General features: G+C 60.2%; 24 protein-coding genes. 15 read left to right on the top strand and 9 right to left on the bottom strand.

All coding sequences use genetic code 11. The features are described from left to right. Positions 1-48: 48 nt before the first annotated feature. From SGN16_RS25230 to SGN16_RS25210, 5 genes are all read right to left on the bottom strand, one after another. Entirely contained in the window at positions 49-192 is a 144-nt protein-coding gene (locus tag SGN16_RS25230; RefSeq protein WP_178084280.1) for a hypothetical protein, read from the bottom strand. A gap of 234 nt (positions 193-426) precedes the next feature. Next, positions 427-918 carry a GreA/GreB family elongation factor gene (locus tag SGN16_RS25225; RefSeq protein WP_210641060.1) on the bottom strand — a complete coding sequence of 164 codons (492 nt, stop codon included), beginning with the start codon at positions 916-918 and terminating at the stop codon, positions 427-429. Between the two features lie 72 nt (positions 919-990). Beyond that, positions 991-1,347, bottom strand: a complete 357-nt coding sequence (locus SGN16_RS25220; RefSeq protein ID WP_210641058.1) for a hypothetical protein — start codon at positions 1,345-1,347, stop codon at positions 991-993. 117 nt (positions 1,348-1,464) lie between these two features. Continuing rightward, complete coding sequence (locus SGN16_RS25215; protein ID WP_335945974.1) at positions 1,465-3,318, bottom strand: DUF4105 domain-containing protein; 1,854 nt, start codon at positions 3,316-3,318, stop codon at positions 1,465-1,467. A gap of 90 nt (positions 3,319-3,408) precedes the next feature. Next, entirely contained in the window at positions 3,409-3,897 is a 489-nt protein-coding gene (locus SGN16_RS25210) for a DUF3015 domain-containing protein (RefSeq protein WP_003185616.1), read from the bottom strand. A gap of 287 nt (positions 3,898-4,184) precedes the next feature. Between SGN16_RS25210 and SGN16_RS25205 the strand changes: the two genes are divergently transcribed. The 4 genes from SGN16_RS25205 to SGN16_RS25190 all read left to right on the top strand — a co-directional run bounded on the left by SGN16_RS25205 (position 4,185) and on the right by SGN16_RS25190 (position 8,709). Next, the gene (locus SGN16_RS25205; protein ID WP_210641053.1) at positions 4,185-6,623 is read left to right on the top strand and encodes an ATP-binding protein; all 2,439 of its coding nucleotides are present in this window, start codon (positions 4,185-4,187) and stop codon (positions 6,621-6,623) included. 301 nt (positions 6,624-6,924) lie between these two features. Next, complete coding sequence (locus tag SGN16_RS25200; RefSeq protein WP_210641051.1) at positions 6,925-7,266, top strand: hypothetical protein; 342 nt, start codon at positions 6,925-6,927, stop codon at positions 7,264-7,266. Positions 7,267-7,399: 133 nt separating this feature from the next. Then, positions 7,400-7,888 (top strand): TIGR00645 family protein, encoded by a 489-nt coding sequence (locus tag SGN16_RS25195; RefSeq protein WP_003185611.1) that lies wholly within the window; start codon positions 7,400-7,402, stop codon positions 7,886-7,888. Positions 7,889-8,091: 203 nt separating this feature from the next. After that, entirely contained in the window at positions 8,092-8,709 is a 618-nt protein-coding gene (locus SGN16_RS25190) for an FKBP-type peptidyl-prolyl cis-trans isomerase (protein WP_003205746.1), read from the top strand. Positions 8,710-8,824: 115 nt separating this feature from the next. Here SGN16_RS25190 and SGN16_RS25185 read toward each other — a convergent pair whose 3' ends face one another. From SGN16_RS25185 to SGN16_RS25175, 3 genes are all read right to left on the bottom strand, one after another. Next, on the bottom strand, positions 8,825-9,082 hold the full coding sequence (locus tag SGN16_RS25185; RefSeq protein ID WP_210641050.1) for a hypothetical protein: 258 nt from the start codon (positions 9,080-9,082) through the stop codon (positions 8,825-8,827). A 192-nt stretch (positions 9,083-9,274) separates the two neighbouring features. Then, complete coding sequence (locus SGN16_RS25180) at positions 9,275-9,616, bottom strand: zinc ribbon domain-containing protein YjdM (protein ID WP_210641048.1); 342 nt, start codon at positions 9,614-9,616, stop codon at positions 9,275-9,277. Between the two features lie 136 nt (positions 9,617-9,752). Next, on the bottom strand, positions 9,753-10,721 hold the full coding sequence (locus SGN16_RS25175) for a polyprenyl synthetase family protein (protein ID WP_210641046.1): 969 nt from the start codon (positions 10,719-10,721) through the stop codon (positions 9,753-9,755). A 239-nt stretch (positions 10,722-10,960) separates the two neighbouring features. Here SGN16_RS25175 and rplU point away from each other — a divergent pair, with 239 nt between their 5' ends. The 6 genes from rplU to SGN16_RS25145 all read left to right on the top strand — a co-directional run bounded on the left by rplU (position 10,961) and on the right by SGN16_RS25145 (position 16,962). Continuing rightward, positions 10,961-11,275: a 50S ribosomal protein L21 gene (gene rplU, locus SGN16_RS25170; RefSeq protein WP_003176051.1), complete on the top strand. Its 315-nt coding sequence runs from the start codon at positions 10,961-10,963 to the stop codon at positions 11,273-11,275. Positions 11,276-11,310: 35 nt separating this feature from the next. Next, positions 11,311-11,568 (top strand): 50S ribosomal protein L27, encoded by a 258-nt coding sequence (gene rpmA / locus SGN16_RS25165; RefSeq protein WP_003205738.1) that lies wholly within the window; start codon positions 11,311-11,313, stop codon positions 11,566-11,568. Positions 11,569-11,758: 190 nt separating this feature from the next. Beyond that, positions 11,759-12,982: an Obg family GTPase CgtA gene (gene cgtA / locus SGN16_RS25160; protein ID WP_210641045.1), complete on the top strand. Its 1,224-nt coding sequence runs from the start codon at positions 11,759-11,761 to the stop codon at positions 12,980-12,982. 278 nt (positions 12,983-13,260) lie between these two features. Further along, entirely contained in the window at positions 13,261-14,379 is a 1,119-nt protein-coding gene (proB, locus tag SGN16_RS25155) for a glutamate 5-kinase (RefSeq protein ID WP_092333957.1), read from the top strand. Positions 14,380-14,388: 9 nt separating this feature from the next. Continuing rightward, positions 14,389-14,844: a CreA family protein gene (locus SGN16_RS25150; RefSeq protein WP_135847245.1), complete on the top strand. Its 456-nt coding sequence runs from the start codon at positions 14,389-14,391 to the stop codon at positions 14,842-14,844. Between the two features lie 81 nt (positions 14,845-14,925). Further along, positions 14,926-16,962, top strand: a complete 2,037-nt coding sequence (locus tag SGN16_RS25145) for a hypothetical protein (protein ID WP_335945972.1) — start codon at positions 14,926-14,928, stop codon at positions 16,960-16,962. A gap of 225 nt (positions 16,963-17,187) precedes the next feature. Here the strand turns inward: SGN16_RS25145 and rpsT are convergent, their stop codons facing one another. After that, entirely contained in the window at positions 17,188-17,466 is a 279-nt protein-coding gene (gene rpsT / locus SGN16_RS25140; protein ID WP_003185593.1) for a 30S ribosomal protein S20, read from the bottom strand. 254 nt (positions 17,467-17,720) lie between these two features. Between rpsT and murJ the strand changes: the two genes are divergently transcribed. The 5 genes from murJ (at position 17,721) to fkpB (ending at position 24,107) form a co-directional block, all read left to right on the top strand. After that, positions 17,721-19,259 (top strand): murein biosynthesis integral membrane protein MurJ, encoded by a 1,539-nt coding sequence (gene murJ, locus SGN16_RS25135; protein ID WP_335945971.1) that lies wholly within the window; start codon positions 17,721-17,723, stop codon positions 19,257-19,259. 129 nt (positions 19,260-19,388) lie between these two features. Further along, on the top strand, positions 19,389-20,327 hold the full coding sequence (gene ribF, locus SGN16_RS25130) for a bifunctional riboflavin kinase/FAD synthetase (protein ID WP_210641034.1): 939 nt from the start codon (positions 19,389-19,391) through the stop codon (positions 20,325-20,327). Positions 20,328-20,340: 13 nt separating this feature from the next. Continuing rightward, entirely contained in the window at positions 20,341-23,172 is a 2,832-nt protein-coding gene (ileS, locus tag SGN16_RS25125) for an isoleucine--tRNA ligase (RefSeq protein ID WP_335945970.1), read from the top strand. Beyond that, on the top strand, positions 23,165-23,677 hold the full coding sequence (gene lspA, locus SGN16_RS25120; RefSeq protein WP_210641031.1) for a signal peptidase II: 513 nt from the start codon (positions 23,165-23,167) through the stop codon (positions 23,675-23,677). The genes ileS and lspA overlap by 8 nt, the downstream gene beginning before the upstream one ends. Then, positions 23,670-24,107, top strand: coding sequence for an FKBP-type peptidyl-prolyl cis-trans isomerase (fkpB, locus tag SGN16_RS25115; RefSeq protein WP_210641029.1), 438 nt, complete (start codon positions 23,670-23,672; stop codon positions 24,105-24,107). The genes lspA and fkpB overlap by 8 nt, the downstream gene beginning before the upstream one ends. The last annotated feature ends 128 nt before the right edge of the window (positions 24,108-24,235 follow it).

Genomic DNA, 24,235 nt, shown 5'->3' with positions numbered 1-24,235 from the left:
TTAGGGATGTCAAAGTCGTGTTACATGGTGACTTTGAAAGGGTAGGGGTTAGCACAAAAGAGCGGTGCACTCGGTGGTGCCGCACTCGACAATGGTCAGCGCTGCTGACTCAATGCCAAGGCTGTTAACTTGTTGGTAGGACTTGAAGTCACCGTCGAAGTCACCTGACATTGCCAGTATTTGTTCGCTCATTATGTTTCTCCTCTACTGTTGTCACGCACCTGTTTTGGTGCGGAAAAAACAGTAGCATGCTCCTGGTTTAACACCAACTTGTCGTTATGACCTTATGTTGCGGTTACATGTTGCTACAGGCATGTAATCTGCTGTCGTCAGGCTCTAGTGCTAGAAGATTTAAACCCTTTATCCAACACTGTTGACGATGCGAAGAGTTTGAAGTGTTCTATCGCTGCACTTAACAAGCGTCGCTTAAGCAGGCTCTATCGCAATGATTTCAATGGCGAGATTCCCCACCGGTCGTTCCCAGATCACCTCATCCCCGACCTTGGCCCCTAACAACGCTCGCCCCAGCGGCGAGCCCCAGTTGATCAGCCCACTGGCCGCATCGGCCTGGTCTTCACCTACCAATTGCACCCGTTGCTCGTGCTCTTGCTCATCGACAAAGGACACCCAATGGCCGATCCGCACTTGGTCGGATGACGTGGGCATAACCACTTGCGCACTTTGCAGGCGCTGATTGAAATAGCGCAGATCCCGTTCAATGTCCGCGATGCGCTGTTTGTCTGCCTGGTCCCCTCTGGCCGTCTGCTGGCTGTGCAGCGTCTGCAATTGGGCAACCCGCGCCTGCAATTGGGCGAGTCCGGCGGCGGTGACGTAATTGGCTTGTGCGCTGACCTGGCGTTCGACCGGCTGATCGGCCTGGGCTGCGGCGTTGTCTTCGTTGACGAAGGCGCGACTCATGGAATTGCTCCTCTGGTTGGAGTTTGGGCCATGGTCGCAGGCTTTTGGTTTCAACGAATGTCCATGCGCGACTCACTGCGAGCGATAAGCCCGCGCGGCGCCCTGGTCCTTCTGTTGCTGCCAGGCCCGTTCGCGCTCGTCCCAGTGACGTTCACGGTAGGCGTCACGCTCCTCGCTCTCGCGCATGGCCTGGCATTGGCGAAAACCATCGCTCCAGCCTTCAGCGTAGCGTGCATCCTTGAGGTAGCGCGGCACGTCTTTCCTGAACTGGCCGGTCATCACTCCAGCGGCTTGCCGACCACTGCTGCAGCCGTCGTCGTAGCCGTCGGCGAACGCCGGTGGATAACCGCGGGCGATCAGGTCTTCATGGGTGGTTTCACAGCCGCCGAGCAACATCAACACACCCAGTACCACTGCCGCGCGCCTCATTTTCTACCGTCCTGCCGCATCCACTTATACAAGAAGTCTAGAAGCGGATTCGTCAGGCCGATGTGAAAGCGTTGTGATCAATCTGTTCTTGGCTTTGCGCGTGCGCACATGTCTTGATCAATAGTGATACCACTTCACCTCGAGCATCACCTCGTTCTCCGGCGAGGCCAGTTGGCTGAACTCCCGCTGGGCACTCAAGCGCAAGCCGAGGTTGCGGGACAACTCCCACTGTTGATTCAGGCTCAGGCTACGACGCAATTCGCCGTTGACGAAATAATCCCCCTTGGCTTCCAGGCTCAGGTTGCCCAGCGGGTTTTTCCACAGCACGCCGCTGTTGAAGCCCGCGGCCGGGGCGATGAACTGGGCGAAGTCGTTGTTGTGCTCGACGCGCACCGTGCCCAGGGCAAAGCCCAGCACATCTTCGCCCAACGCCCAGGTACCACCGGCGCCGCCGTTGACGTGGCTGACCAAGGTTTCATCGTCGTGTCTGCCCGGCACCCGCTCCAGGCCGCCGGTGACCTGCCAGGACAGCGGTTGCAGCAGCTCGTTGCGCGGGGTCAGGGAGCGAATGGTTGCCAGGTCCAGTTGCTGCACTTGCCAGTCATTGCCTTCGTACTGGCGCAGTTTCAGTTGCAGGATCTCGATCTGCGCGCCCAGTGGGAAGCTCTCGCCGTTGTCGTTGAGGTCGTGGTAGGCCATGCGCAAGCCATACTCGCCAAACGCCCGGTCGCCTCGCGTGCCGAGGCCGGCCTGCCAGGTGCGCGACTCATGGCCATTCTCGGGCAGGCCAGGTTGCGGGATGTCCAGTTCTGGCGCGGGGTTCTGGTTGATCGCCCGCAACAATTCGAAGCTGCGCTGGGAGCGTTGCGGATCGCGCTCCTGGCCGTTGGCGCGATAGCGCTCCAGGCGATAGGCCGCATCGATGATCAGGGCCTGGCGTTCGCGCGCCAGCGCCTTGAATCCGGGCGTTTGCAGTTGCTGCTGGTCGGCGCTGACTTTCAGCACCCATTGCTGTTCGTCGTTGTTGAGCGGCTCGGCGCGGCTGAGCAGTTCCCGTTCACGGGACGGCCGATAGTCGATGCTTTCCACCAGACCGGCTTCTTTCACGGCTTTGACGGTGTCGGTGGGAATGGCTGTCAGCGGGAATTGTTCGGTCAGGTGCAGGCTGGGACGGGCCACTTGCAGCAGTTCGAGCAGGCGATAGGAACAGTTTTCGTCGAAGAAAAAATAGTCGAACTGAATCTGCTTGAGTTCCCAGACGTGCTCGACCATGCGCTCGGTTTCCGCCTGGCTCAGGTTCAGGCGGTATTCCCACAGGTCGCGGTTCTCCAGGCTACGGTACTCGGAGAGTTTTTCCTGGTAAGGCACCAGGGCGAACAGGCCCGGATAGCCGCCCATGAGGCCTTTCCAGGCGTAGAGGATGCTGTTGTCCGAGCCTTCGATGTAGGCGCCGAAATTGATCGCATAGCTGAGCAGGGCGGTCTTGTCGGCCTGCACGTCGGCCTGATCGATGCGTAGCAAGGTGTGACCGAACATCGAGGACGGGCTGTTGAGGTACGCCGCGGGGAAAATCATCACCGCGCTGTGGGGCGACACGTCCTTGAACCATTGGTTGAATTCGCTGCAGTTGACCGCTGGCAGATCCGTCAGTTTGAGCTGCGCTTTGAGCCAGCGCGTGCGCGCCGGGTACACGCACTGGGCGTGTTGTTGGCCGGCGCTGGCCGGGCCGTACAAGGCGTTCAGCGTGGCGCTCAGTTCACGGTCGGGGTGTTCGTTGCCGTCGGGGGCGAGGAAGAATTTCTTGTCGCTGACATAGCTACGCCAGCCACCCAGCTTGGCGGTTTCGTAATGGCCCAGGGAAATCCAGAAGCGGTCATTGGCCAGTTGCTGCAAACGTTGAGGGTCGACATGAGGCGCGGCGGACAGCGGGGCGCAGACACAGAGCGCCAGCCAGGCAAGGCGTTTGAGCATAGTCGGCTACTTGGAAAGTCGAAAATAAAGACCGCAAGGGGGCCCGAAAAAGAAAAACCCGCTCCCCGGAAGGAGCGAGTGGTGTCGAGCTTAAGCTTGAGTGGCGTACTTGGCCAGGCGAGGGTCGCTTTTCAGTACGGCCAGGGTGTTGGTATGCACGTCTTCGGCGGTCACGTCAGCCTTGCTGAAGATCTGCTGGAAGTGCTCGTGAGTGACGGCGGAGAAGTGCGCACGGTCTTCCGGCGCCACGCCGAGCACCACGGCGTAGGTGGTCAGCGCTTCGCCCTGACCCTTGGCCATGTCCTCGGACAGCTCGTTCATCATGCCATTCATGGCCAGCCAGGACTTGCCACCGTAGGTCAGTGCCGCGTTGGTCGAGCAACCGTTGGTGCCGGACGTCATGCCGAAGGTAGCGTTACCGGAGGTGCCGTTGGTGGTGGATGCCAGGAAGTGAGCCGGGGTGCCACGCTGACCTTCAAACAGCATGTTGCCCCAGCCGCAATCCGGGCCGCCCGGCGCCTGGGCCATGGCGTTGATGGATACAGCGGTGAAGAGAGTACCGAGAAGAATCCGTTTCATAGCTATGTTCTCTTTATGTGCATACCAATGGACAGGGTCTGGCACCTCGTTCCTGTTGGGCTAGGCGCCAGTGGGCCGGTTATTGTTCCAGCCGCGCAATTTGGAGTTTAGGCACGATCCAGGGGTTCCGTGACATTTTGCAAAAACTATCCGGCAAGTCATGAATCCACGAAGCCCGGCTCGGGGTTCACGCCTTGACTATGCTTTGGTCTGAGGCGCTCCTTGCCAGTCAGGTACAGGCAGCGCCAGAATGCCGCTATCTGCCCCGCCTGATGTAAGGAAGCCCGATGCCTGATCCTGTTGCTGCCAGCTTGCGTCTAGCGCCCGAAGCGCTGACCCGTCCGTTTTCCGCTGAACAGTTCAGCTTCTCTACCACCAATGATCTGGAGCCCTTCCGCGGTGTGCTTGGCCAGGAACGTGCGGTCGAAGCATTGCAGTTCGGCGTGGCCATGCCGCGCCCCGGTTACAACGTATTCGTGATGGGAGAGCCTGGCACTGGCCGGTTTTCGTTCGTCAAACGTTACCTCAAGGCTGAAGGCAAGCGCCTGCAGACCCCGGCCGACTGGGTCTACGTCAACAATTTCGATGAGCCCCGCGAACCCCGTGCCCTGGAGCTGCCATCGGGCACTGCCGGTGCTTTCATCGCTGACATCAACGGCCTGATCGACAACCTGCTGGCGACCTTCCCGGCAGTGTTCGAGCACCCGTCCTACCAGCAGAAAAAAAGCGCCATCGACCGTGCCTTCAACCAGCGCTACGACCGTGCCCTCGATGTGATCGAGCGCCTGGCACTGGAGAAGGATGTCGCGCTGTACCGTGACAGCAGCAACATCGCCTTCACACCGATGAGCGAAGGCAAGGCCCTGGATGAGGCGGAGTTCGCCCAGTTGCCAGAGGCCGAGCGCGAGCGTTTCCATGAGGACATTTCCGGCCTTGAAGAGCGCCTGAACGAAGAACTCGCCAGCCTGCCGCAGTGGAAGCGTGAGTCGAGCAACCAGTTGCGCCAGCTCAACGAAGAAACCATTACCTTGGCCCTGCAGCCTCTTTTGGCACCGCTGTCGGAAAAGTACGCGGAAAACGCGGCGGTCTGCGGTTACCTGCAGGCCATGCAGGTTTATCTGCTCAAGACCGTGGTCGAGCAACTGGTGGACGACAGCAAGACCGACGCCATCGCTCGCAAGCTGCTGGAGGAGCAATATGCTCCGAGCCTGGTGGTCGGGCATCCGTTCAGTGGTGGCGCCCCGGTGGTGTTCGAGCCGCACCCGACCTACGACAACCTGTTCGGTCGTATCGAATACAGCACTGACCAGGGCGCGCTCTACACCACCTATCGGCAGCTGCGGCCGGGCGCCCTGCACCGGGCCAACGGCGGTTTTCTGATTCTCGAAGCGGAAAAAATGCTCGGTGAGCCGTTCGTGTGGGATGCGCTCAAGCGTGCTCTGCAATCGCGCAAGCTGAAAATGGAATCGCCGCTCGGTGAACTGGGGCGCGTAGCCACGGTAACCCTGACGCCGCAGCACATCCCGCTGCAGGTCAAGGTTGTGATCATCGGGGCGCGCCAGCTCTACTACGCCTTGCAGGACCTGGATCCGGACTTCCAGGAAATGTTTCGCGTGCTGGTGGATTTCGACGAAGACATCCCGATGGGCGACGAGAGCCTGGAGCAGTTCGCCCAGTTGCTCAAGACCCGTACCTCTGAAGAGGGCATGGCCCCGCTGACCGCCGATGCGGTGGCGCGCCTGGCCACTTACAGTGCCAGGCTGGCCGAACACCAGGGGCGCTTATCGGCGCGTATCGGCGACCTGTTCCAACTGGTCAGCGAGGCGGATTTCATTCGCCAGTTGGCCGGTGACGAAATGACCGACGCTGGCCACATCGAGCGCGCGCTCAAGGCCAAGGCCACGCGCACCGGGCGTGTCTCGGCGCGGATCCTCGACGACATGTTGGCGGGGATCATCCTGATCGACACCGACGGCGCGGCCGTGGGCAAGTGCAACGGCTTGACCGTGCTGGAAGTGGGCGACTCGGCGTTCGGGGTCCCGGCGCGGATCTCCGCCACGGTGTATCCGGGCGGCAGCGGTATCGTCGACATTGAGCGGGAGGTCAACCTTGGCCAACCGATCCACTCCAAGGGCGTGATGATTCTCACGGGTTACCTGGGCAGTCGTTATGCCCAGGAGTTCCCGCTGGCGATCTCCGCCAGCATTGCCCTGGAGCAGTCTTACGGTTATGTGGACGGCGATAGCGCGTCCCTGGGCGAGGCGTGCACGCTGATTTCGGCCTTGTCGAAAACGCCGTTGAAGCAATGCTTCGCCATTACCGGTTCGATCAACCAGTTCGGTGAAGTGCAGGCGGTGGGCGGGGTCAACGAGAAGATCGAAGGCTTCTTCCGCCTCTGCGAAGCCCGCGGGTTGACCGGTGAGCAGGGGGCAATCATTCCCCAGGCCAACGTCGCGACACTGATGCTCGACGAGAAGGTGCTGGCTGCCGTGCGCGCCGGGCAGTTCCACGTCTATGCCGTGCGCCAGGCCGACGAAGCCTTGAGCCTGCTGGTGGGCGAGCCTGCCGGTGAGCCGAATGAAAACGGCGAATTCCCCGAGGGCAGCGTCAACGCCCGGGTGGTGGAGCGGCTGCGGGTGATTGCGGAGATGATCAGCGAAGACGACATCAAGGAAGCGGAAAAGGAGCTGGCGCAGCAGGCGTTGGCGGAGGCCAAGCCGGCTTGATGCTTTCCTGATTGCTGTGGGAGCGAGCTTGCTCGCGATAGCGGAGTTTCAGTCACTTTTTTCTCGACTGTCATACCGCTATCGCGAGCAAGCTCGCTCCCACATTGTTTCGGGGTTGAGTTAAGAAGTGCCACCACTTTGGCGTCAATATTCACACTATGACCATTCGGCGTATTCTGGTCTCGCTTTCCCTTGAGGCCGGAACTTTTCTTCTATCCTCAGTTCAAGGATAACGAGAGTCATCATTGGATCGAAACAGCCCTCCCTGGGCTGAATACCGGATCTACCGAGGGGCGCCGCCATGTCGCGCAACCTTTGCCTCACTCGTCAATGCCTGGGCCTTGTCACCCGTATCGAATGCGCCATTCGCCCGCTGGCGGGTGATACCGGCATGTGGACCTTGCTCTTCGCCGCCGGAATGGCCGGTGAACAACCTTCCGCGATCAAGGCCCAGGGCCCGTTTCCTGGCCCGAACGCCGCTGAATCCATCCTCGACACCATCGTTCAGAGCCTGACATTGCACGGCTATGAACTGGCCGACGACCCGCAAATCTGGTGCCTGCACATGCAAGCCCAATTGCGTGAAATCAATGGCGGCCGGTGCCGTAGCGTTGATGGTTTCGAGTTTCGTCCACTGCATTGACGCGGCATCTTCGGACGGGCATGTGCAGTAAAGTTTTGAAACAAGGGTCGGAGCCAAGGATCGGCCCGGCGTTTGTGGGGTTGGTCGTGGCTGATATACTCGCCGCGATTTTTCAGCCCTGGTGTGAGATTCAATGGAACGCTTTATCGAAAACGCAATGTACGCCTCCCGTTGGCTGCTGGCGCCGATCTACTTCGGGCTGTCCCTGGGCTTGCTGGCCCTGGCGCTGAAATTCTTCCAGGAAGTCTTTCACGTCATTCCCAACGTGTTTTCCATGGCCGAATCCGATCTGATCCTGGTGCTGCTGTCGCTGATCGACATGGCGCTGGTGGGCGGCCTGCTGGTGATGGTGATGATTTCCGGCTACGAGAACTTCGTCTCGCAATTGGACATCGATTCCGACAAGGAAAAGCTCAACTGGCTGGGCACCATGGACTCTTCATCGCTGAAGATGAAAGTCGCGGCCTCGATCGTGGCCATTTCCTCCATTCACCTGCTGCGCATTTTCATGGATGCCAAGAACGTCGATCCCGAGCACCTGAAGTGGTATGTGATCATTCACATGACGTTCGTGGTGTCGGCATTTGCCATGGGCTACCTGGATAAACTGACCAAGCATTGAGGTCGTTTCATCGCCCTGGCGTAGCGCCCGCCTGTCGAGAAGCAGGCGGGCGTTGTCGTTTCTGGCGGCGGCGCTCGATGCGGGGCTCGTCACCCGCCCCGGCATCTGTGCTAGTCTGCTCGCCCTTTTGGTTCCGGGCGCTCCGGGAGGCGCTGTGTCATCCACGGCAATTTCCCGAGCCGTCCGCACAGCGGAGCAGCATCATGTCCGAAGTTAACCTGTCCACCGACGAAACCCGCGTCAGCTACGGCATTGGCCGCCAGCTGGGCGACCAACTGCGCGACAACCCGCCACCGGGCGTGAGCCTGGACGCGATCCTGGCCGGTCTGACCGACGCCTTCGCCGGCAAGCCGAGCCGTGTGGGCCAGGACGAGATGTCCGCCAGCTTCAAGGTCATCCGCGAAATCATGCAGGCCGAAGCCGCTGCCAAGGCTGAAGCCGCTGCTGGCGAAGGCCGTGCATTCCTGGCCGAAAACGCTAAGCGTGAAGGCATCACCACCCTGGCTTCCGGCCTGCAATTCGAAGTGCTGACCCAGGGCGAAGGCGCCAAGCCGACCCGTGAAGACCAGGTGCGTACCCACTACCACGGCACCCTGATCGACGGCACTGTGTTCGACAGCTCCTATGATCGTGGCCAGCCTGCCGAATTCCCGGTGGGCGGCGTGATTCCAGGCTGGACCGAAGCACTGCAACTGATGAACGCCGGCAGCAAATGGCGCCTGTACGTACCGAGCGAACTGGCTTACGGCGCTCAAGGCGTTGGTAGCATCCCGCCGCACAGCGTACTGGTGTTTGACGTCGAGCTGTTGGACGTTCTGTAAGACCCTAAATACCTGTGGGAGCGAGCTTGCTCGCGATGGCGGACTTACATTCAACATCCCAGTTGATTGTCACACCGCTATCGCGAGCAAGCTCGCTCCCACAGGGTTTGGTGCTTCATCCGTGAAACCTGCCATTGAAATCGCTCGTCGGGCGCAACGCCCGGGCGTAGCAGAACAGGAACAGATTACGCACCAGCTCCTTGAGTACCAACGGTTCGCTGGAATTGAGACTGTTGAGGTCCAGATCCCCTTGGTCCTGCAGCTCGCTCAAGGCTTCTTCTTCAAGCACCGCACAGACTTCCCCGGTTTCCCGATGCAGGATCCTGAGATAGGGATGTGGGCGGTCCAGCCAGGCATCGATCAAATAAGTCATGGTTCTCATCTCCTTGATGGGGTTCGATGAGAATAATTCTTATTCGCTAAATAGCAAGTCTCTATTGGTGTTCCGATTGGTTTTCTGACGATGGGTCGTGGCAGCCCGAGATGGCTGGCGCGTGGGGATAGGACAAAAGCGAGGAGGGCCAAGCACCATCCCACGCAGCGCGTGGGATGGGAAATAGCGGGCTCAGACCTTTCTGACGAACTCGGATTTGAGCTTCATCGGGCCAATGCCGTCGATCTTGCAGTCGATGTCGTGATCGCCATCGCACAGGCGGATGTTTTTCACCTTGGTGCCGACCTTGACCACCAGTGAGGTGCCCTTGACCTTGAGGTCCTTGATCACGGTGATGGTGTCGCCGTCCTGCAGGACGTTGCCGACCGAATCTTTCTTCACGGTGTCATCGGACGCCGTTTCGACTTCGCCATTGGCAGACCATTCGTGGGCACACTCCGGGCAGACCAGTTGAGTACCGTCTTCGTAGGTGTATTCGGAATTGCATTTCGGGCAGGGAGGCAACGTGCTCACTAAGGTTCCTTGGGTATCAGGAGGGCAAAAGGGCGCACATTATATAGGGTTTTGTTGCTGAAAAGGATGGCTGCTGCGGGAGCATTGTGGAGAGGGGAGAAATCCCCTCTTCACAAAAAAGCCTCTGGTGATCGACTTAATGGGTACGCGCCACCGCAAACTCGCTCAATTCCACCAGCGCATCGCGGTATTCGCTGGCCGGCAGGGCGTCGAGGCATTTGATCGCGCGGGCGACATAGTCACGGGCCAGTTTCGCGGTGTAGTCCAGCGAGCCGGACGCTTCAACCGCTTCACGAATACTTTCCAGGTTCTCGATCCCGCCTTTCTGGATCGCCTGGCGGACCAGGGCCGCCTGTTCAGGCGTGCCTTCGCGCATGGTGTAGATCAATGGCAGGGTAGGCTTGCCTTCGGCCAGGTCGTCACCGACGTTCTTGCCCAGGGTCTCGGCGTCGCCCTTGTAGTCCAGCAGGTCGTCCACCAACTGGAAGGCCACGCCCAGGTGATCGCCAAAGGTGCGCAGCGCTTCGCTCTGCTCGGCAGTGGCGCCGGCCAGCGCGGCGGCGCTGTGGGTCGAGGCTTCGAAGAGCATCGCGGTTTTGCCACGAATGACTTCCATGTAGGTTTCTTCGGTGGTGCTGGCGTCGCGCACCTTGGACAACTGCAGCACTTCGCCTTCGGCGATGATGCGAGTAGCCTGGGACAGGATCTTCATCACTTGCATCGAGCCCAGTTCGACCATCATTTCGAACGAGCGCGAATACAGGAAGTCGCCCACCAGCACGCTTGGGGCGTTGCCCCACATGGCATTGGCAGTCGAGCGGCCACGGCGCATGCCAGACATGTCGACCACGTCGTCATGCAGCAGGGTCGCGGTGTGCAGGAATTCGATGGTGGCGGCCAGAAGGCGCAGGTCGTCGCCTTCGCGGCCCAGGGCCTTGCCACACAACAGCACCAATAAAGGACGCAGGCGCTTGCCACCCGCTGACGTGATGTAGTCGCCGATTTTCGATACCAGAGGCACTCGGGAAGTCAGCTGCTTCTTGATGATGCCGTCGACGGCGCTAAAATCGTCCGCCACCGCGCGGTAGAAAGCTTGGGGTTGCATCAGCGACAGGTGCTCCAGAAGGGTTGCGCGGCATGCTAGGACCCCCACCCAGGCCTGTCAAGGCGCGATGGACGGCTACTTGCAAGGCTGTTGCGCCTTGCGTACAATCGCGCACCCTGAACTTCCTGGGCAGCACCTGCCTTACGCAATTGCATCCGGGCCTTCCAGCCCATGCAGCCATGCCAGCCAATACCTCTTCTTATAAAGCGCTGGGTGAGCAGGATTATCGGAGAAATACCATGTCGTACGCAGTAATTGTTACTGGTGGCAAGCAATACAAGGTCGCCCCAGGTGAATACCTGAAGATCGAAAAACTGGAAATCGCTACCGGCGAATCCGTGACTTTTGATCGCGTTCTGTTGGTCGCCAATGGCGATGACGTGAATATCGGCGCTCCAGTCGTTGCTGGCGCTACCGTTGTGGCTGAAGTGATCTCCCAAGGTCGTCACGATAAAGTCCGCATCATCAAGTTCCGTCGCCGTAAGCACCACATGAAGCGTATGGGCCACCGCCAGTGGTACACCGAGATCAAAATCACCGGTATTCAGGCTTAATTTCAGCCTAATTCCTCACTAGGAGAATTGAACTCATGGCACACAAAAAAGCTGGTGGTAGTACCCGTAACGGTCGCGACTCAGAAGCCAAACGCCTTGGCGTGAAGATGTATGGCGGCCAGGCTATCAAAGCAGGCAACATCATCGTGCGTCAGCGCGGCACCCAATTCCACGCTGGCTACGGCGTGGGCATGGGTAAAGATCACACCCTCTTCGCTAAAGTCGAAGGCGTGATCAAGTTCGAAGTAAAAGGCGCCTTCGGTCGTCGTTACGTAAGCGTTATCGCAGCTTAATTGCGAGACCGCTGGAAAAGCCCTGTCTTGCGACGGGGCTTTTTCGTTTGTGGGGTGAGTCTCTTGCAAAACTGTTTGTATGGGCTGTCGGCGCTGCGGTTGGGGCGTGTCATCAGGTCGCTGCGCTCATTTTTGCAAGAGTCTTATGTCTTGTTTTTTTGGCTCGTCCGTATGGCGAGAGGCGTGTGTCATGAAGTTTGTTGATGAAGTATCGATTCGAGTAAAGGCTGGCGACGGCGGCAATGGTTGCATGAGTTTCCGTCGGGAAAAGTTCATTGAAAACGGTGGCCCGAACGGTGGTGACGGTGGCGACGGCGGCTCGATCTACATGCTCGCCGACGAAAACCTCAACACCCTGGTGGACTACCGTTACACCCGGCACTTCGATGCCGAGCGTGGCTCCAACGGCGGCAGCACCGACTGCACCGGCAAAAAAGGTGAGGATCTGGTCCTGCGCGTGCCAGTCGGCACCACGGTGATCGACTCCGCCACCCAGGAAGTCATTGGCGACCTGACCAAGGCTGGCCAGCGTCTGCTGGTTGCCCATGGCGGCTGGCACGGCCTGGGCAACACCCGTTTCAAATCCAGTACCAACCGTGCGCCACGCCAGACCACGCCAGGCAAGCCGGGCGAGCAGCGTGACCTCAAGCTGGAAATGAAAGTGCTGGCCGATGTGGGCCTGCTGGGTTTGCCGAATGCCGGTAAAAGTACCTTCATTCGCTCGGTGTCGGCGGCTAAGCCGAAAGTCGCCGATTACCCGTTCACCACCCTGGTGCCGAACCTGGGCGTGGTCAGCGTCGACCGCTGGAAGAGCTTCGTGGTCGCGGACATCCCGGGGCTGATCGAAGGCGCTTCCGATGGCGCTGGCCTGGGGATTCGCTTCCTCAAGCACTTGTCCCGTACTCGCCTGTTGCTGCACCTCGTGGACATGGCGCCGCTGGATGAGACTGATGCCGCCGATGCCGCTGAAGTCATCGTCAGCGAGCTGACCAAGTTCAGCCCGGCCCTGGCCGAGCGTGACCGTTGGCTGGTGCTGAACAAGTGCGACCAGATCCTCGAAGAGGAGCATGACGAGCGGGTCAAGGAAATCGTCGATCGCCTGGAGTGGGAAGGTCCGGTCTATGTGATCTCGGCCATTGCCAAAGAAGGCACCGAGCGTCTGTGCCACGACATCATGCGTTACCTGGAAGATCGTGCCGATCGCCTGGCCAACGATCCGGCCTACAAGGAAGAGCTGGCTGAGCTCGACCAGCGCATCGAAGACGAGGCGCGTGCCCAGTTGCAGGCGCTGGATGACCAGCGAGCCCTGCGCCGCAGCGGCGTGAAGTCGGTCCATGACATCGGTGACGACGATTGGGACGAAGAAGATGTGGATGACGAAGACGGTCCGGAAATCATCTACGTTCGCGACTGATCGTGTGCTGATGTCGCTCGGTTGAAGCTGGGGCCTGTGGGAGCGAGCTTGCTCGCGATAGCGGTGTGACAGCCGGTATCAATATTGCTGGCCCAATGCAATCGCGAGCAAGCTCGCTCCCACAGGTTTAAGTGTTTCAGCGCGGTGTTATCATCGCAGCCAGCCGGTTTCCAAGGCGCCGCTCATTCGAGCGGCGTTTTGGTATCTGTAAAACGCAAATACGAATAATCCCATGGGCGGCGCTGGGTCGCGCCGTTCGCTGGCAAAGGTTGAAGATGATGCGGAGCAAGGTGACGGGTGCGCGGCGCTGGGTCGTGAAGATCGGCAGCGCACTGCTGACAGCGGATGGCAAGGGCCTGGATCGCCAGGCAATGGCGGTGTGGGTCGAGCAGATGGTGGCCTTGCATGAGGCTGGCGTCGAGCTGGTACTGGTCTCTTCGGGGGCTGTGGCAGCCGGTATGAGCCGTTTGGGCTGGACGTCGCGACCCAGCGCGATGCACGAATTGCAGGCCGCTGCCGCTATCGGCCAGATGGGCCTGGTGCAGGCTTGGGAATCGAGCTTTGCCGAGCACGGTCGCCATACGGCGCAGATCCTGCTGACCCACGACGACCTGTCCGACCGCAAGCGCTACCTCAACGCCCGCAGCACCCTGCGCGCGCTGGTGGAGCTCAAGGTCATCCCGGTGATCAACGAGAACGACACAGTGGTCACCGACGAAATCCGCTTTGGCGATAACGACACCCTGGCCGCGCTGGTGGCGAACCTGGTGGAAGCGGACCTGCTGGTGATTCTCACGGATCGCGACGGCATGTTCGACGCCGATCCGCGCAACAACCCCGATGCCAAGCTGATCTACGAAGCCCGTGCCGATGACCCGGCGCTGGATGCGGTGGCGGGCGGTACCGGTGGTGCGCTGGGCCGTGGCGGCATGCAGACCAAGTTGCGTGCGGCGCGTCTGGCGGCGCGCTCCGGGGCCCACACCATCATTGTCGGCGGTCGCTTGGAGCGTGTGCTGGATCGCCTGAAGGCCGGCGAGCGCATCGGCACCTTGCTCTCCCCTGAGCGCGGCATGCTGGCGGCACGCAAGCAATGGCTGGCCGGGCACCTGCAAACCCGTGGCACCCTGGTGCTGGACGCAGGTGCGGTGGCGGCCTTGTCCCAAGGCAACAAAAGCCTGTTGCCGGTGGGCGTGAAGCTGGTCCAGGGCAGTTTCCGTCGTGGCGAAATGGTGGTGTGCGTGGCGCCGGATGGTCGCGAGATCGCCCGTGGCCTGGCCAACTACAGCGCGTTGGAAGCACAGAAAATCATCGGGCAGTCGTCTGATGCGATTGTCGGTCTGTTGGGTTACATGGCTGAGCCTGAGTTGGTTCACCGTGACAACCTGATCCTTGTCTAAGGAAAAATCATGGGTTTGGCAAAAGGATTGATCGGCTTGCTGCTGGCATTGCCGCTGCTGGCTTCGGCTGAAGAAATCGGCCAGGTATCGACGGTGTTCAAGTTTGTCGGGCCGAACGACCGGATCGTGGTCGAGGCGTTCGATGATCCCAAGGTCGACGGTGTGACCTGCTACCTGTCGCGAGCCAAGACCGGCGGCGTGAAGGGCGGTCTGGGCCTGGCCGAGGATCGCGCCGAGGCGTCCATCGCCTGTCGCCAGGTTGGGCCCATCAGCTTCAAGGGTGAACTCAAGGACGGCGAAGAGGTGTTCAGGGAGCGCACTTCGCTGGTGTTCAAGACCATGCAGGTGGTGCGTTTCCTCGACAAGAAACGCAACACGCTGGTGTACCTGGTCTATAGCGACCGCGTGATCGAAGGCAGCCCGCAGAATGCGGTGACAGCCATTCCGATCTTGCCGTGGCGTTAAGTCTCGAATAATGGGCGAGCCGATCGGCTCGCTTTTTTAATTTTCATGGATTTGTTGTGCTTTTGGCGCGAAGGGATTCGTATGCGTTCGTTTTTGCTGCTGTTTGTATTGGGTTGTTCCGTTTGCGCCGGGGCGTTGGCCGAACCGTTTTATGGCGCAAAGCCGCTGGCGCATCCGGTGATAAAAACTTCCCAGGAAAGTGGGGCGACGCTGGCGTTTATCCGCGAGGCGGAGGGTGTCGTCGGTTATTCATGCCTGTGCGATTCGCCGGACGGTGTCCCGCAAGTGCTCGACACTTATGGTGATGCGAGCATCGAGTCGGTGTTCTATGCCAGTCTCGACAGTGATCTGCAGACGTTGATCGTGCTGTCCCGGGCCAAGGGGCGGTCTGCACTTCACGGTTATCGCTTCGTGCCGTCCGTTGGCGGGTATCGCCGGCTCGAGACGCTGCAGCCGGTGTTGGATCGTATTGCCGCTGATCACAAGGTTCTCACTGCCGCGCTGGTCCAGAAAGAACTGGGCAAATTGCCGCCTTACGATTACAGCGCTGTGTTGCCCAAGACCGGTATTGCCGAATTCGACACGCTGGCGCCTGCGAGTGGCACGCTGGTGGGCTATTTCGGTGTCGACGGTGTCCCGGCTTCGGTGGGGCAGCCGGCGGAGGATCCTCATCGCGACACCTACAAGAAGACTTTCCTGCAGCGCGAAGGGCGCTGGCTCACGCTGACGTATGAGCGCGTGCCTCCCCAGGACGAGGATGTTGGTTCTGCCTACCGTGTCAGCAGAATGGCTTGGGAAACCAATCCAAAGGTCTATCAGGGCTCCGAGGATGGGGCGTGGGTGGCCTTGGGCGATGGGCGGCTCTGGGCGCGGGGCTCGTATGTCCAGGGTAAGAGATCGGGTCAGTGGACTGAATTCGACGAGTCGGGCTACGAGTCCACTGGCGCCTATGTAGATGGATTGCGCCAGGGGCCGTGGGTTGTCAGTGATGGGGGCACGGTTTCCAGGGGCATGATCGTCGACGATTTCTATGAGGGGCGCTGGACGATCGAGGGGCGCGACGATGAAGGGGCGATGTCCGGCTTCGATACTTACAAGCATGGTGATTTTGACGGGCCTTCCGAGCGTGTGCGTCAGGGTGAGGTCATCCAGCGTGGCGATTTTGTGGCGGGAATGCAGCACGGGAACTGGATAATGCCCTGGGGTGAGGGGCGTTATGTGCGCGGTGTCCGGGAAGGTCGTTGGAAGCTGAATGTAGAAGGTGGTGGTGCCCAGACCGTGGATTTCGTTGCTGATAAGAAGCAGGGCGAATTGCGTGAAGTGGATGCTGCGGGTGTCTTGCGGCTCGTCGAGCATTACCGTGCAGGCGTGCTGGATGGCTTGAAAGAAACCTACGCGGCCAATGGCAAGCTCACCTATTCGGCCAACTATGCCAGCGGCCAGATCGAGGGGCGCGCCCTGACCTACAGTGATGACGGCGCGGTGCTGCTTTCGGATATCTCGTGGCGGCATGGTTCGAAAGAGGGCCCGTTTCGCCTCTATCACCCCAATGGTCAGCCCGATACGGTGGCAACCTACGAGGGCGATGAGCCCATTGGTAATCTGCAATCCTTTGATGCGAATGGCGTGCTGATCGCTGACAGGAACTACTGCCATGTGCCTGATGGCAAGTACACCAGCATCAAGCGCTGCGGCAAGCAGCGAGGGGCTTTCAATAACGGCCATTTCGACTCTGAGAGCGACTACCTGTTCGGAAACGAGCAAAGTGTCCGCCACACCCAGGATGGGCGTAACGTCCGAGAGGTGTTGCTGGGGCCTGATGATCGCGTGACTCACAACGAGTACTACCCCAACGGTCAGTTGAAGTTCTCCGAAGCCAAGCAGGGCTTTCGCCTGATAACGGTCGAGGGGCGGGAATACAAGGACTACTCATACGCCAAGCGTGAGGGCGAGACGATCTACTATTACCCGACGGGCGTGGTTGAGCGTCGCATGAACTTCAAGGATGACAAGATAGTGGGGTGTTACACCGGCTACGATGAGGCCGGTGTACAGAATTTCCCACCGCCTGGCGGTTGCCCTCCACCCAAGCCAGTGGTTTTCAATTTTGGTGAGTAGGCTCCCGCAGGGGATGTGTGGTGGGCGCGGGGCTTATGCCCGCTGAAGATCCAGTGTGGGAGCGAGCTTGCTCGCGATGACGGCGGTGCGGTCACCATTTCCGTCATCTGATCCACCGCCATCGCGAGCAAGCTCGCTCCCACAGGGGAGGGGTGCTCTGGCGTGGGGTAAATCCCAGGCAATAAAAAACCGACCCTAAGGTCGGTTTTTTAACGAGCGCGTCGCTTAGGCAGCAGCGGCAACGTTCAAGGCCTTTACGTGGCCATTCAGGCGGCTCTTATGGCGAGCAGCCTTGTTCTTGTGGATGATGCCTTTATCGGCCATACGGTCGATAACTGGCACAGCCAGAACGTAAGCAGCTTGGGCTTTTTCAGCGTCTTTTGCGTCGATGGCCTTAACTACGTTCTTGATGTAGGTACGGACCATGGAACGCAGGCTGGCGTTGTGGCTGCGACGCTTCTCAGCCTGTTTTGCACGTTTTTTGGCGGAAGGTGTGTTGGCCACCGTCGAGCTCCTCGAAAGACTTTTTAGGAAATAGCAAACAAAATAGGCCGCGAATCATGCCGATGAGTTGAGGTCTTGTCAAGGGCGGGTGACGCGTTCCGCTGAATGGCAGGTGCGGCGCACCGAAGGATTTCTTTCCGGCGTGCGACCTGTAAACTCGCGGGCTTTGGCTCTGCACTGTTTAGCGGCGCGGAGTATCGCATAAGTGGGCGCGTTGTTCGCCTGCTGTTTATCGACAGGCAAAAACTCTTTTCATGAATCTGCTCAAATCGTTGGCTGCCGTCAGCTCTATCACGATGCTCTCCCGCGTCCTGGGGTTCGTTCGCGACACGCTGATTGCGCGGATATTCGGTGCCGGAATGGCCACCGACGCCTTCTTCATCGCCTTCAAATTGCCCAACCTGTTGCGCCGGATCTTCGCCGAAGGCGCTTTTTCCCAGGCTTTTGTGCCAATCCTGGCGGAATATAAAAGCCAGAAGGGCGACGAGGCGACCCGCACGTTCATCGCCTACGTCACAGGGCTGCTGACCTTGGTGCTGGCGTTGGTCACGGCCGCCGGCATGCTCGCCGCGCCATGGGTGATCTGGGCCACGGCCCCGGGTTTCACCGATACGCCGGAAAAATTCCAGCTCACCTCGGACCTGCTGCGGGTGACCTTTCCTTATATATTGCTGATCTCCCTGTCGTCCCTGGCCGGGGCAATCCTCAATACCTGGAACCGTTTTTCCGTGCCGGCCTTTGTGCCGACCCTGCTCAACGTCAGCATGATCGTGTTTGCGGTGTTCCTCACGCCATACTTCGACCCTCCCGTGATGGCTCTCGGCTGGGCGGTATTGGTCGGTGGCCTGGCGCAGTTGCTTTACCAACTGCCGCACCTGAAAAAGATCGGCATGCTGGTTCTGCCGCGGCTGAATCTGCGCGACAGCGGTGTATGGCGGGTGATGAAGCAGATGCTGCCGGCGATCCTCGGGGTGTCTGTGAGTCAGATTTCCCTGATTATCAACACCATTTTCGCTTCGTTCCTGGTGGCCGGCTCGGTGTCGTGGATGTACTACGCCGACCGCCTGATGGAGTTGCCGTCCGGCGTGCTGGGCGTGGCCCTGGGCACGATCCTGCTGCCAACCCTGGCCAAGACCTACGCCAGCCAGGACCGCCAGGAATACTCGCGCATCCTCGACTGGGGCCTGCGCCTGTGCTTCGTGCTGGTCTTGCCCTGTTCCCTCGCGCTGGGAATCCTGGCTGAGCCGCTGACGGTTTCGCTGTTCCAATACGGTCAATTCAATGCGTTCGACGCCTTGATGACCCAGCGTGCGCTGATCGCATACTCGGTGGGCTTGCTCGGGATCATCGTGATCAAGGTGCTGGCGCCAGGCTTCTACGCCCAGCAAAACATTCGCACGCCGGTGAAAATCGCCATTTTTACCTTGGTGATGACCCAACTGTTCAACCTGTTGCTGATCGGTCCGCTGGCGCACGCCGGCCTGGCCTTGGCGATCAGTGCCGGCGCCTGTCTCAACGCCGGGTTGCTGTTTTACCAACTGCGCAAACAGAAGATGTATCAGCCGCAGCCGGGCTGGGGCAAGTTCGGCCTCAAGCTGCTGGTGGCCGTGGCGGTGATGTCGGCAGTCCTGCTTGGCGCGATGCATTTCATGCCGGCCTGGGGCGAAGGGCAGATGCTCGCGCGTTTCCTGCGTCTGGGCGTGCTGGTCGTCGCCGGCGTGGTGGCATATTTCGGTATGTTGCTGTTGATGGGTTTCCGCCTGCGCGACTTCAATCGCAAGGCCTTGAGCTGAGGGTTTGCCTTCGAGAATCCCGGGCCGGGCAGCGGTTTTGTCGGTTCGATCACTTTGGCTTGCGGTGTTGCCTGTCGTTGGCCGCCGGGTGTGGTTATAATCGGCCACTTTATGAGCAAGAAGCGCGTTATGCAGCTGGTTCGAGGCCTCCACAACCTGCGCCCCCAACATCGGGGCTGTGTCGCCACTATTGGCAACTTTGACGGTGTTCACCGTGGCCACCAGGCTATCCTGGCGCGGCTGCGCGAGCGTGCGCTGGAATTGGGCGTGCCGAGCTGCGTGGTGATCTTCGAGCCGCAGCCCCGGGAATGTTTCGACCCTGCCACCGCCCCGGCCCGTCTGGCCCGTTTGCGCGATAAGCTGCAACTGCTGGCCGCCGAAGGCATCGACCGGGTCCTGTGCCTGGCCTTCAACCGGCGCCTGAGCAAGCTCAGCGCCGCCGCGTTCGTCGAGACCATCCTGGTGGACGGTCTGGGTGTGAAGCATCTGGAAGTGGGCGACGATTTTCGTTTCGGCTGCGACCGGGTAGGGGATTTCAACTACTTGCAACAGGCCGGTATCGCCCAGGGTTTCACTGTCGAGGCGGCGCAGACTGTCGAGATCGACGGCTTGCGCGTCAGCAGCACCCAGGTCCGCAATGCCCTGGCAGCTGGCGACTTCGAATTGGCCGAGCGCTTGCTCGGCCGGCCGTACCGGATTGCCGGGCGGATCCTGCACGGGCAGAAACTGGCGCGCCAATTGGGCACGCCGACGGCCAACGTGCAACTCAAGCGTCGTCGTGTACCGTTGACCGGGGTGTTCCTGGTGAGTGTCGAGATCGACGGCAAGACCTGGCCCGGTGTCGCCAATATCGGCGTACGGCCCACGGTCCAAGGGGATGGCAAGGCCCACCTCGAAGTACATGTTCTGGATTTTGCCGGCGATCTGTATGACCGGCGTTTGACGGTGGTTTTCCACCAAAAGCTGCGTGAAGAGCAGCGTTTTGCCTCTCTGGAGGCGCTCAAGACGGCGATCAATGCAGATATCGCCGCCGCCCGTGCCCTTGTCGCAACCAGCGCCAATCGCTAATGAAGAGCCTTAAATGACCGACTATAAAGCCACGCTAAACCTTCCGGACACCGCCTTCCCAATGAAGGCCGGCCTGCCTCAGCGCGAACCACAGATTCTGCAGCGTTGGGACAGCATTGGCCTGTACGGAAAGTTGCGCGAAATTGGCAAGGATCGTCCGAAGTTCGTCCTGCACGACGGCCCTCCGTACGCCAATGGCACCATTCACATCGGTCACGCGCTGAACAAGATTCTCAAGGACATGATCATCCGCTCCAAGACCCTGTCGGGTTTTGATGCGCCGTATGTCCCGGGTTGGGACTGCCATGGCCTGCCGATCGAGCACAAGGTCGAAGTGACCCACGGCAAGAACCTGGGCGCGGACAAGACCCGCGAGCTGTGCCGTGCCTACGCCACCGAGCAGATCGAAGGGCAGAAGTCCGAATTCATTCGCCTTGGCGTGCTGGGCGACTTCGCCAATCCGTACAAGACCATGGACTTCAAGAACGAAGCCGGCGAAATCCGTGCCCTGGCGAAAATCGTCGAGGGCGGCTTCGTGTTCAAGGGCCTCAAGCCGGTGAACTGGTGCTTCGATTGCGGTTCGGCCCTGGCCGAGGCGGAAGTCGAGTACGAAAACAAGAAGTCCTCGACCATCGACGTCGCGTTCCCGATTGCCGATGAAGACAAGCTCGCCGCCGCTTTCGGCCTGGGCAAGTTGGCCAAACCGGCCGCGATCGTGATCTGGACCACCACCCCGTGGACCATCCCGGCCAACCAGGCGCTGAACGTCCACCCGGAGTTCAACTACGCCCTGATCGACGTCGGCGACAAGCTGCTGGTGCTGGCCGAAGAGCTGGTCGAATCCTGCCTGGCCCGCTACAGCCTCGAAGGTTCGGTGGTTGCCACCGCGCCAGGTTCGGCGCTGGAGCTGATCAATTTCCGTCACCCGTTCTATGATCGCCTGTCGCCGGTGTACCTGGCCGACTACGTGGAACTGGGTGCGGGCACTGGCGTAGTTCACTCCGCGCCGGCCTATGGCGTTGACGACTTCGTGACCTGCAAGAAATACGGCATGGTCAACGACGACATCCTCAACCCGGTGCAGAGCAATGGCGTGTACGTGCCGTCGCTGGAATTCTTCGGCGGCCAGTTCATCTGGAAAGCCAACCCGGCCATCGTCGACAAGCTGACCGAAGTCGGCGCGCTGTTGCACACCACCGTCATCGAACACAGCTACATGCACTGCTGGCGCCACAAGACCCCGCTGATCTACCGCGCCACCGCGCAGTGGTTCATCGGCATGGACAAGCAGCCCACCACTGGCGACACCCTGCGCCAGCGATCCCTCAAGGCCATCGAAGACACTAAATTCGTGCCGGCCTGGGGCCAGGCGCGCCTGCACTCGATGATCGCCAACCGTCCCGACTGGTGCATCTCCCGCCAGCGCAACTGGGGCGTGCCGATCCCGTTTTTCCTGAACAAGGAAAGCGGCGAGCTGCACCCACGCACCGTTGAGCTGATGGAAGCAGTGGCCAAGCGCGTCGAAGTCGAAGGCATCGAAGCCTGGTTCAAGATGGATGCCGCTGAGCTTTTGGGCGACGAAGCGCCGCTGTACGACAAGATCAGCGACACCCTGGACGTCTGGTTCGACTCTGGCACCACCCATTGGCACGTGCTGCGCGGTTCGCACCCGATGGGCCACGAGAGCGGCCCGCGTGCCGACCTGTACCTGGAAGGTTCGGACCAGCACCGTGGCTGGTTCCATTCCTCGTTGCTGACCGGTTGCGCCATCGACGACCACGCGCCGTACCGCGAGCTGCTGACCCACGGCTTCACCGTCGATGAGTCCGGCCGCAAGATGTCCAAGTCCCTGGGCAACGTGATCGCGCCGCAGAAGGTCAACGACACCCTGGGCGCCGACATCATGCGCCTGTGGGTTGCCTCCACCGATTATTCCGGCGAGATGGCTGTTTCCGAGCAGATCCTGCAGCGCAGCGCGGACGCCTACCGGCGGATCCGTAACACCGCGCGCTTCCTGCTTTCCAACCTGACCGGCTTCAACCCGGCCACCGATCTGCTGCCGGCCGAAGAAATGCTCGCGCTGGACCGTTGGGCCGTGGACCGTACCCTGCTGCTGCAGCGCGAGTTGCAGGAACACTACGGCGAATACCGCTTCTGGAACGTCTACTCCAAGATCCACAACTTCTGCGTGCAGGAGCTGGGTGGTTTCTACCTCGACATCATCAAGGATCGCCAGTACACCACCGGCGCCAACAGCAAGGCGCGCCGTTCGTGCCAGACCGCGCTGTTCCACATCAGCGAGGCGCTGGTGCGCTGGATCGCGCCGATCCTGGCGTTCACCGCCGACGAGTTGTGGCAGTACCTGCCGGGCGAGCGCAACGAATCGGTGATGCTCAACACCTGGTACGAAGGCCTCACCGAGTTGCCGCAAGGCTTTGAGCTGGACCGGGCCTATTGGGACCGGATCATGGCGGTCAAGGCGGCGGTCAACAAGGAAATGGAGATCCAGCGCGCGGCCAAGGCCGTCGGTGGCAACCTGCAGGCCGAAGTGACCCTCTACGCCGAAGAAGCCCTGGGCTGCGACCTGGCCAAACTGGGCAACGAGCTGCGCTTCGTGCTGATCACCTCCACTGCCAGTGTTGCACCTTTCGTGCAGGCACCGGCCGATGCGGTGGTCACTGAAGTCAGCGGCCTGAAGCTCAAGATCGTCAAGTCGAACCACACCAAGTGCGCCCGTTGCTGGCACTGTCGCGAAGACGTCGGCGTGAACCCGGAACATCCGGAAATCTGCGGTCGTTGCGTCGATAACATCAGCGGCAGCGGTGAGGTTCGTCACTATGCCTAACGTGGCGAGCCGTTTCGGACGGCTGGGCTGGTTGTGGTTGAGCGTGTTGGTCCTGGTCATCGACCAGGCCAGCAAGTACTACTTCGAGCACTCGCTGACCATGTACCAGCAGATCGTGGTCATCCCTGACTACTTCAGCTGGACCCTGGCCTACAACACGGGGGCGGCGTTCAGTTTCCTGGCCGACAGTTCGGGCTGGCAGCGCTGGCTGTTCGCCCTGATCGCGGTGGTGGTCAGCGCCGTGCTGGTAGTCTGGCTCAAGCGCCTGGGCCGCGATGAAACCTGGCTGGCCGTGGCGCTGGCGTTGGTGCTCGGTGGCGCGTTGGGCAATCTCTATGATCGGATTGCCCTGGGCCACGTCATCGATTTCATACTGGTGCATTGGCAGAACCGCTGGTATTTCCCGGCGTTCAACTTTGCCGACAGCGCTATCACCGTGGGCGCCGTGATGCTCGCCCTGGATATGTTCAAGAGCAAGAAAACCGGAGAAGCCGTCCATGACTGAGCAGCGTATCGCTCAAAACACTGAAGTGAAGCTTCACTTCGCCCTGCACCTGGAAAACGGCGACACTGTCGACAGCACTTTCGACAAAGCCCCGGCGGTATTCAAGGTCGGCGACGGTAACCTGTTGCCCGGCTTCGAAGCAGCGATTTTCGGTTTCAAGGCCGGCGACAAGCGCACCGTGGTCGTTCCACCAGAAAACGCCTTTGGTCAGCCCAACCCACAAAACGTGCAGACCATGCCACGCTCCCAGTTCCAGGACATGGAGCTGTCCGAGGGTCTGCTGGTGATCTTCAACGACGCTGCCAACACCGAGCTGCCAGGTGTGGTGAAGACTTACGACGACGCCCAGGTGACCGTGGACTTCAACCATCCGCTGGCGGGCAAGACCTTGAGCTTCGAAGTGGAAATCCTCGAGGTCAAGGCGCTTTAAGGTTTAACGGGCAGTGGCTGCCCCCACAATTCCTGTGGGAGCGAGCCTGCTCGCGATAGCTGAGTCCCAGCCACCGTCGAGTTCACTGATCCACCGCATCGCGAGCAGGCTCGCTCCCACAGACACGA

It is taken from the genome of Pseudomonas sp. G166 (assembly GCF_037027455.2).
Classification (GTDB): domain Bacteria; phylum Pseudomonadota; class Gammaproteobacteria; order Pseudomonadales; family Pseudomonadaceae; genus Aquipseudomonas.
This window is presented reverse-complemented; position numbering and strand designations above follow the sequence as displayed.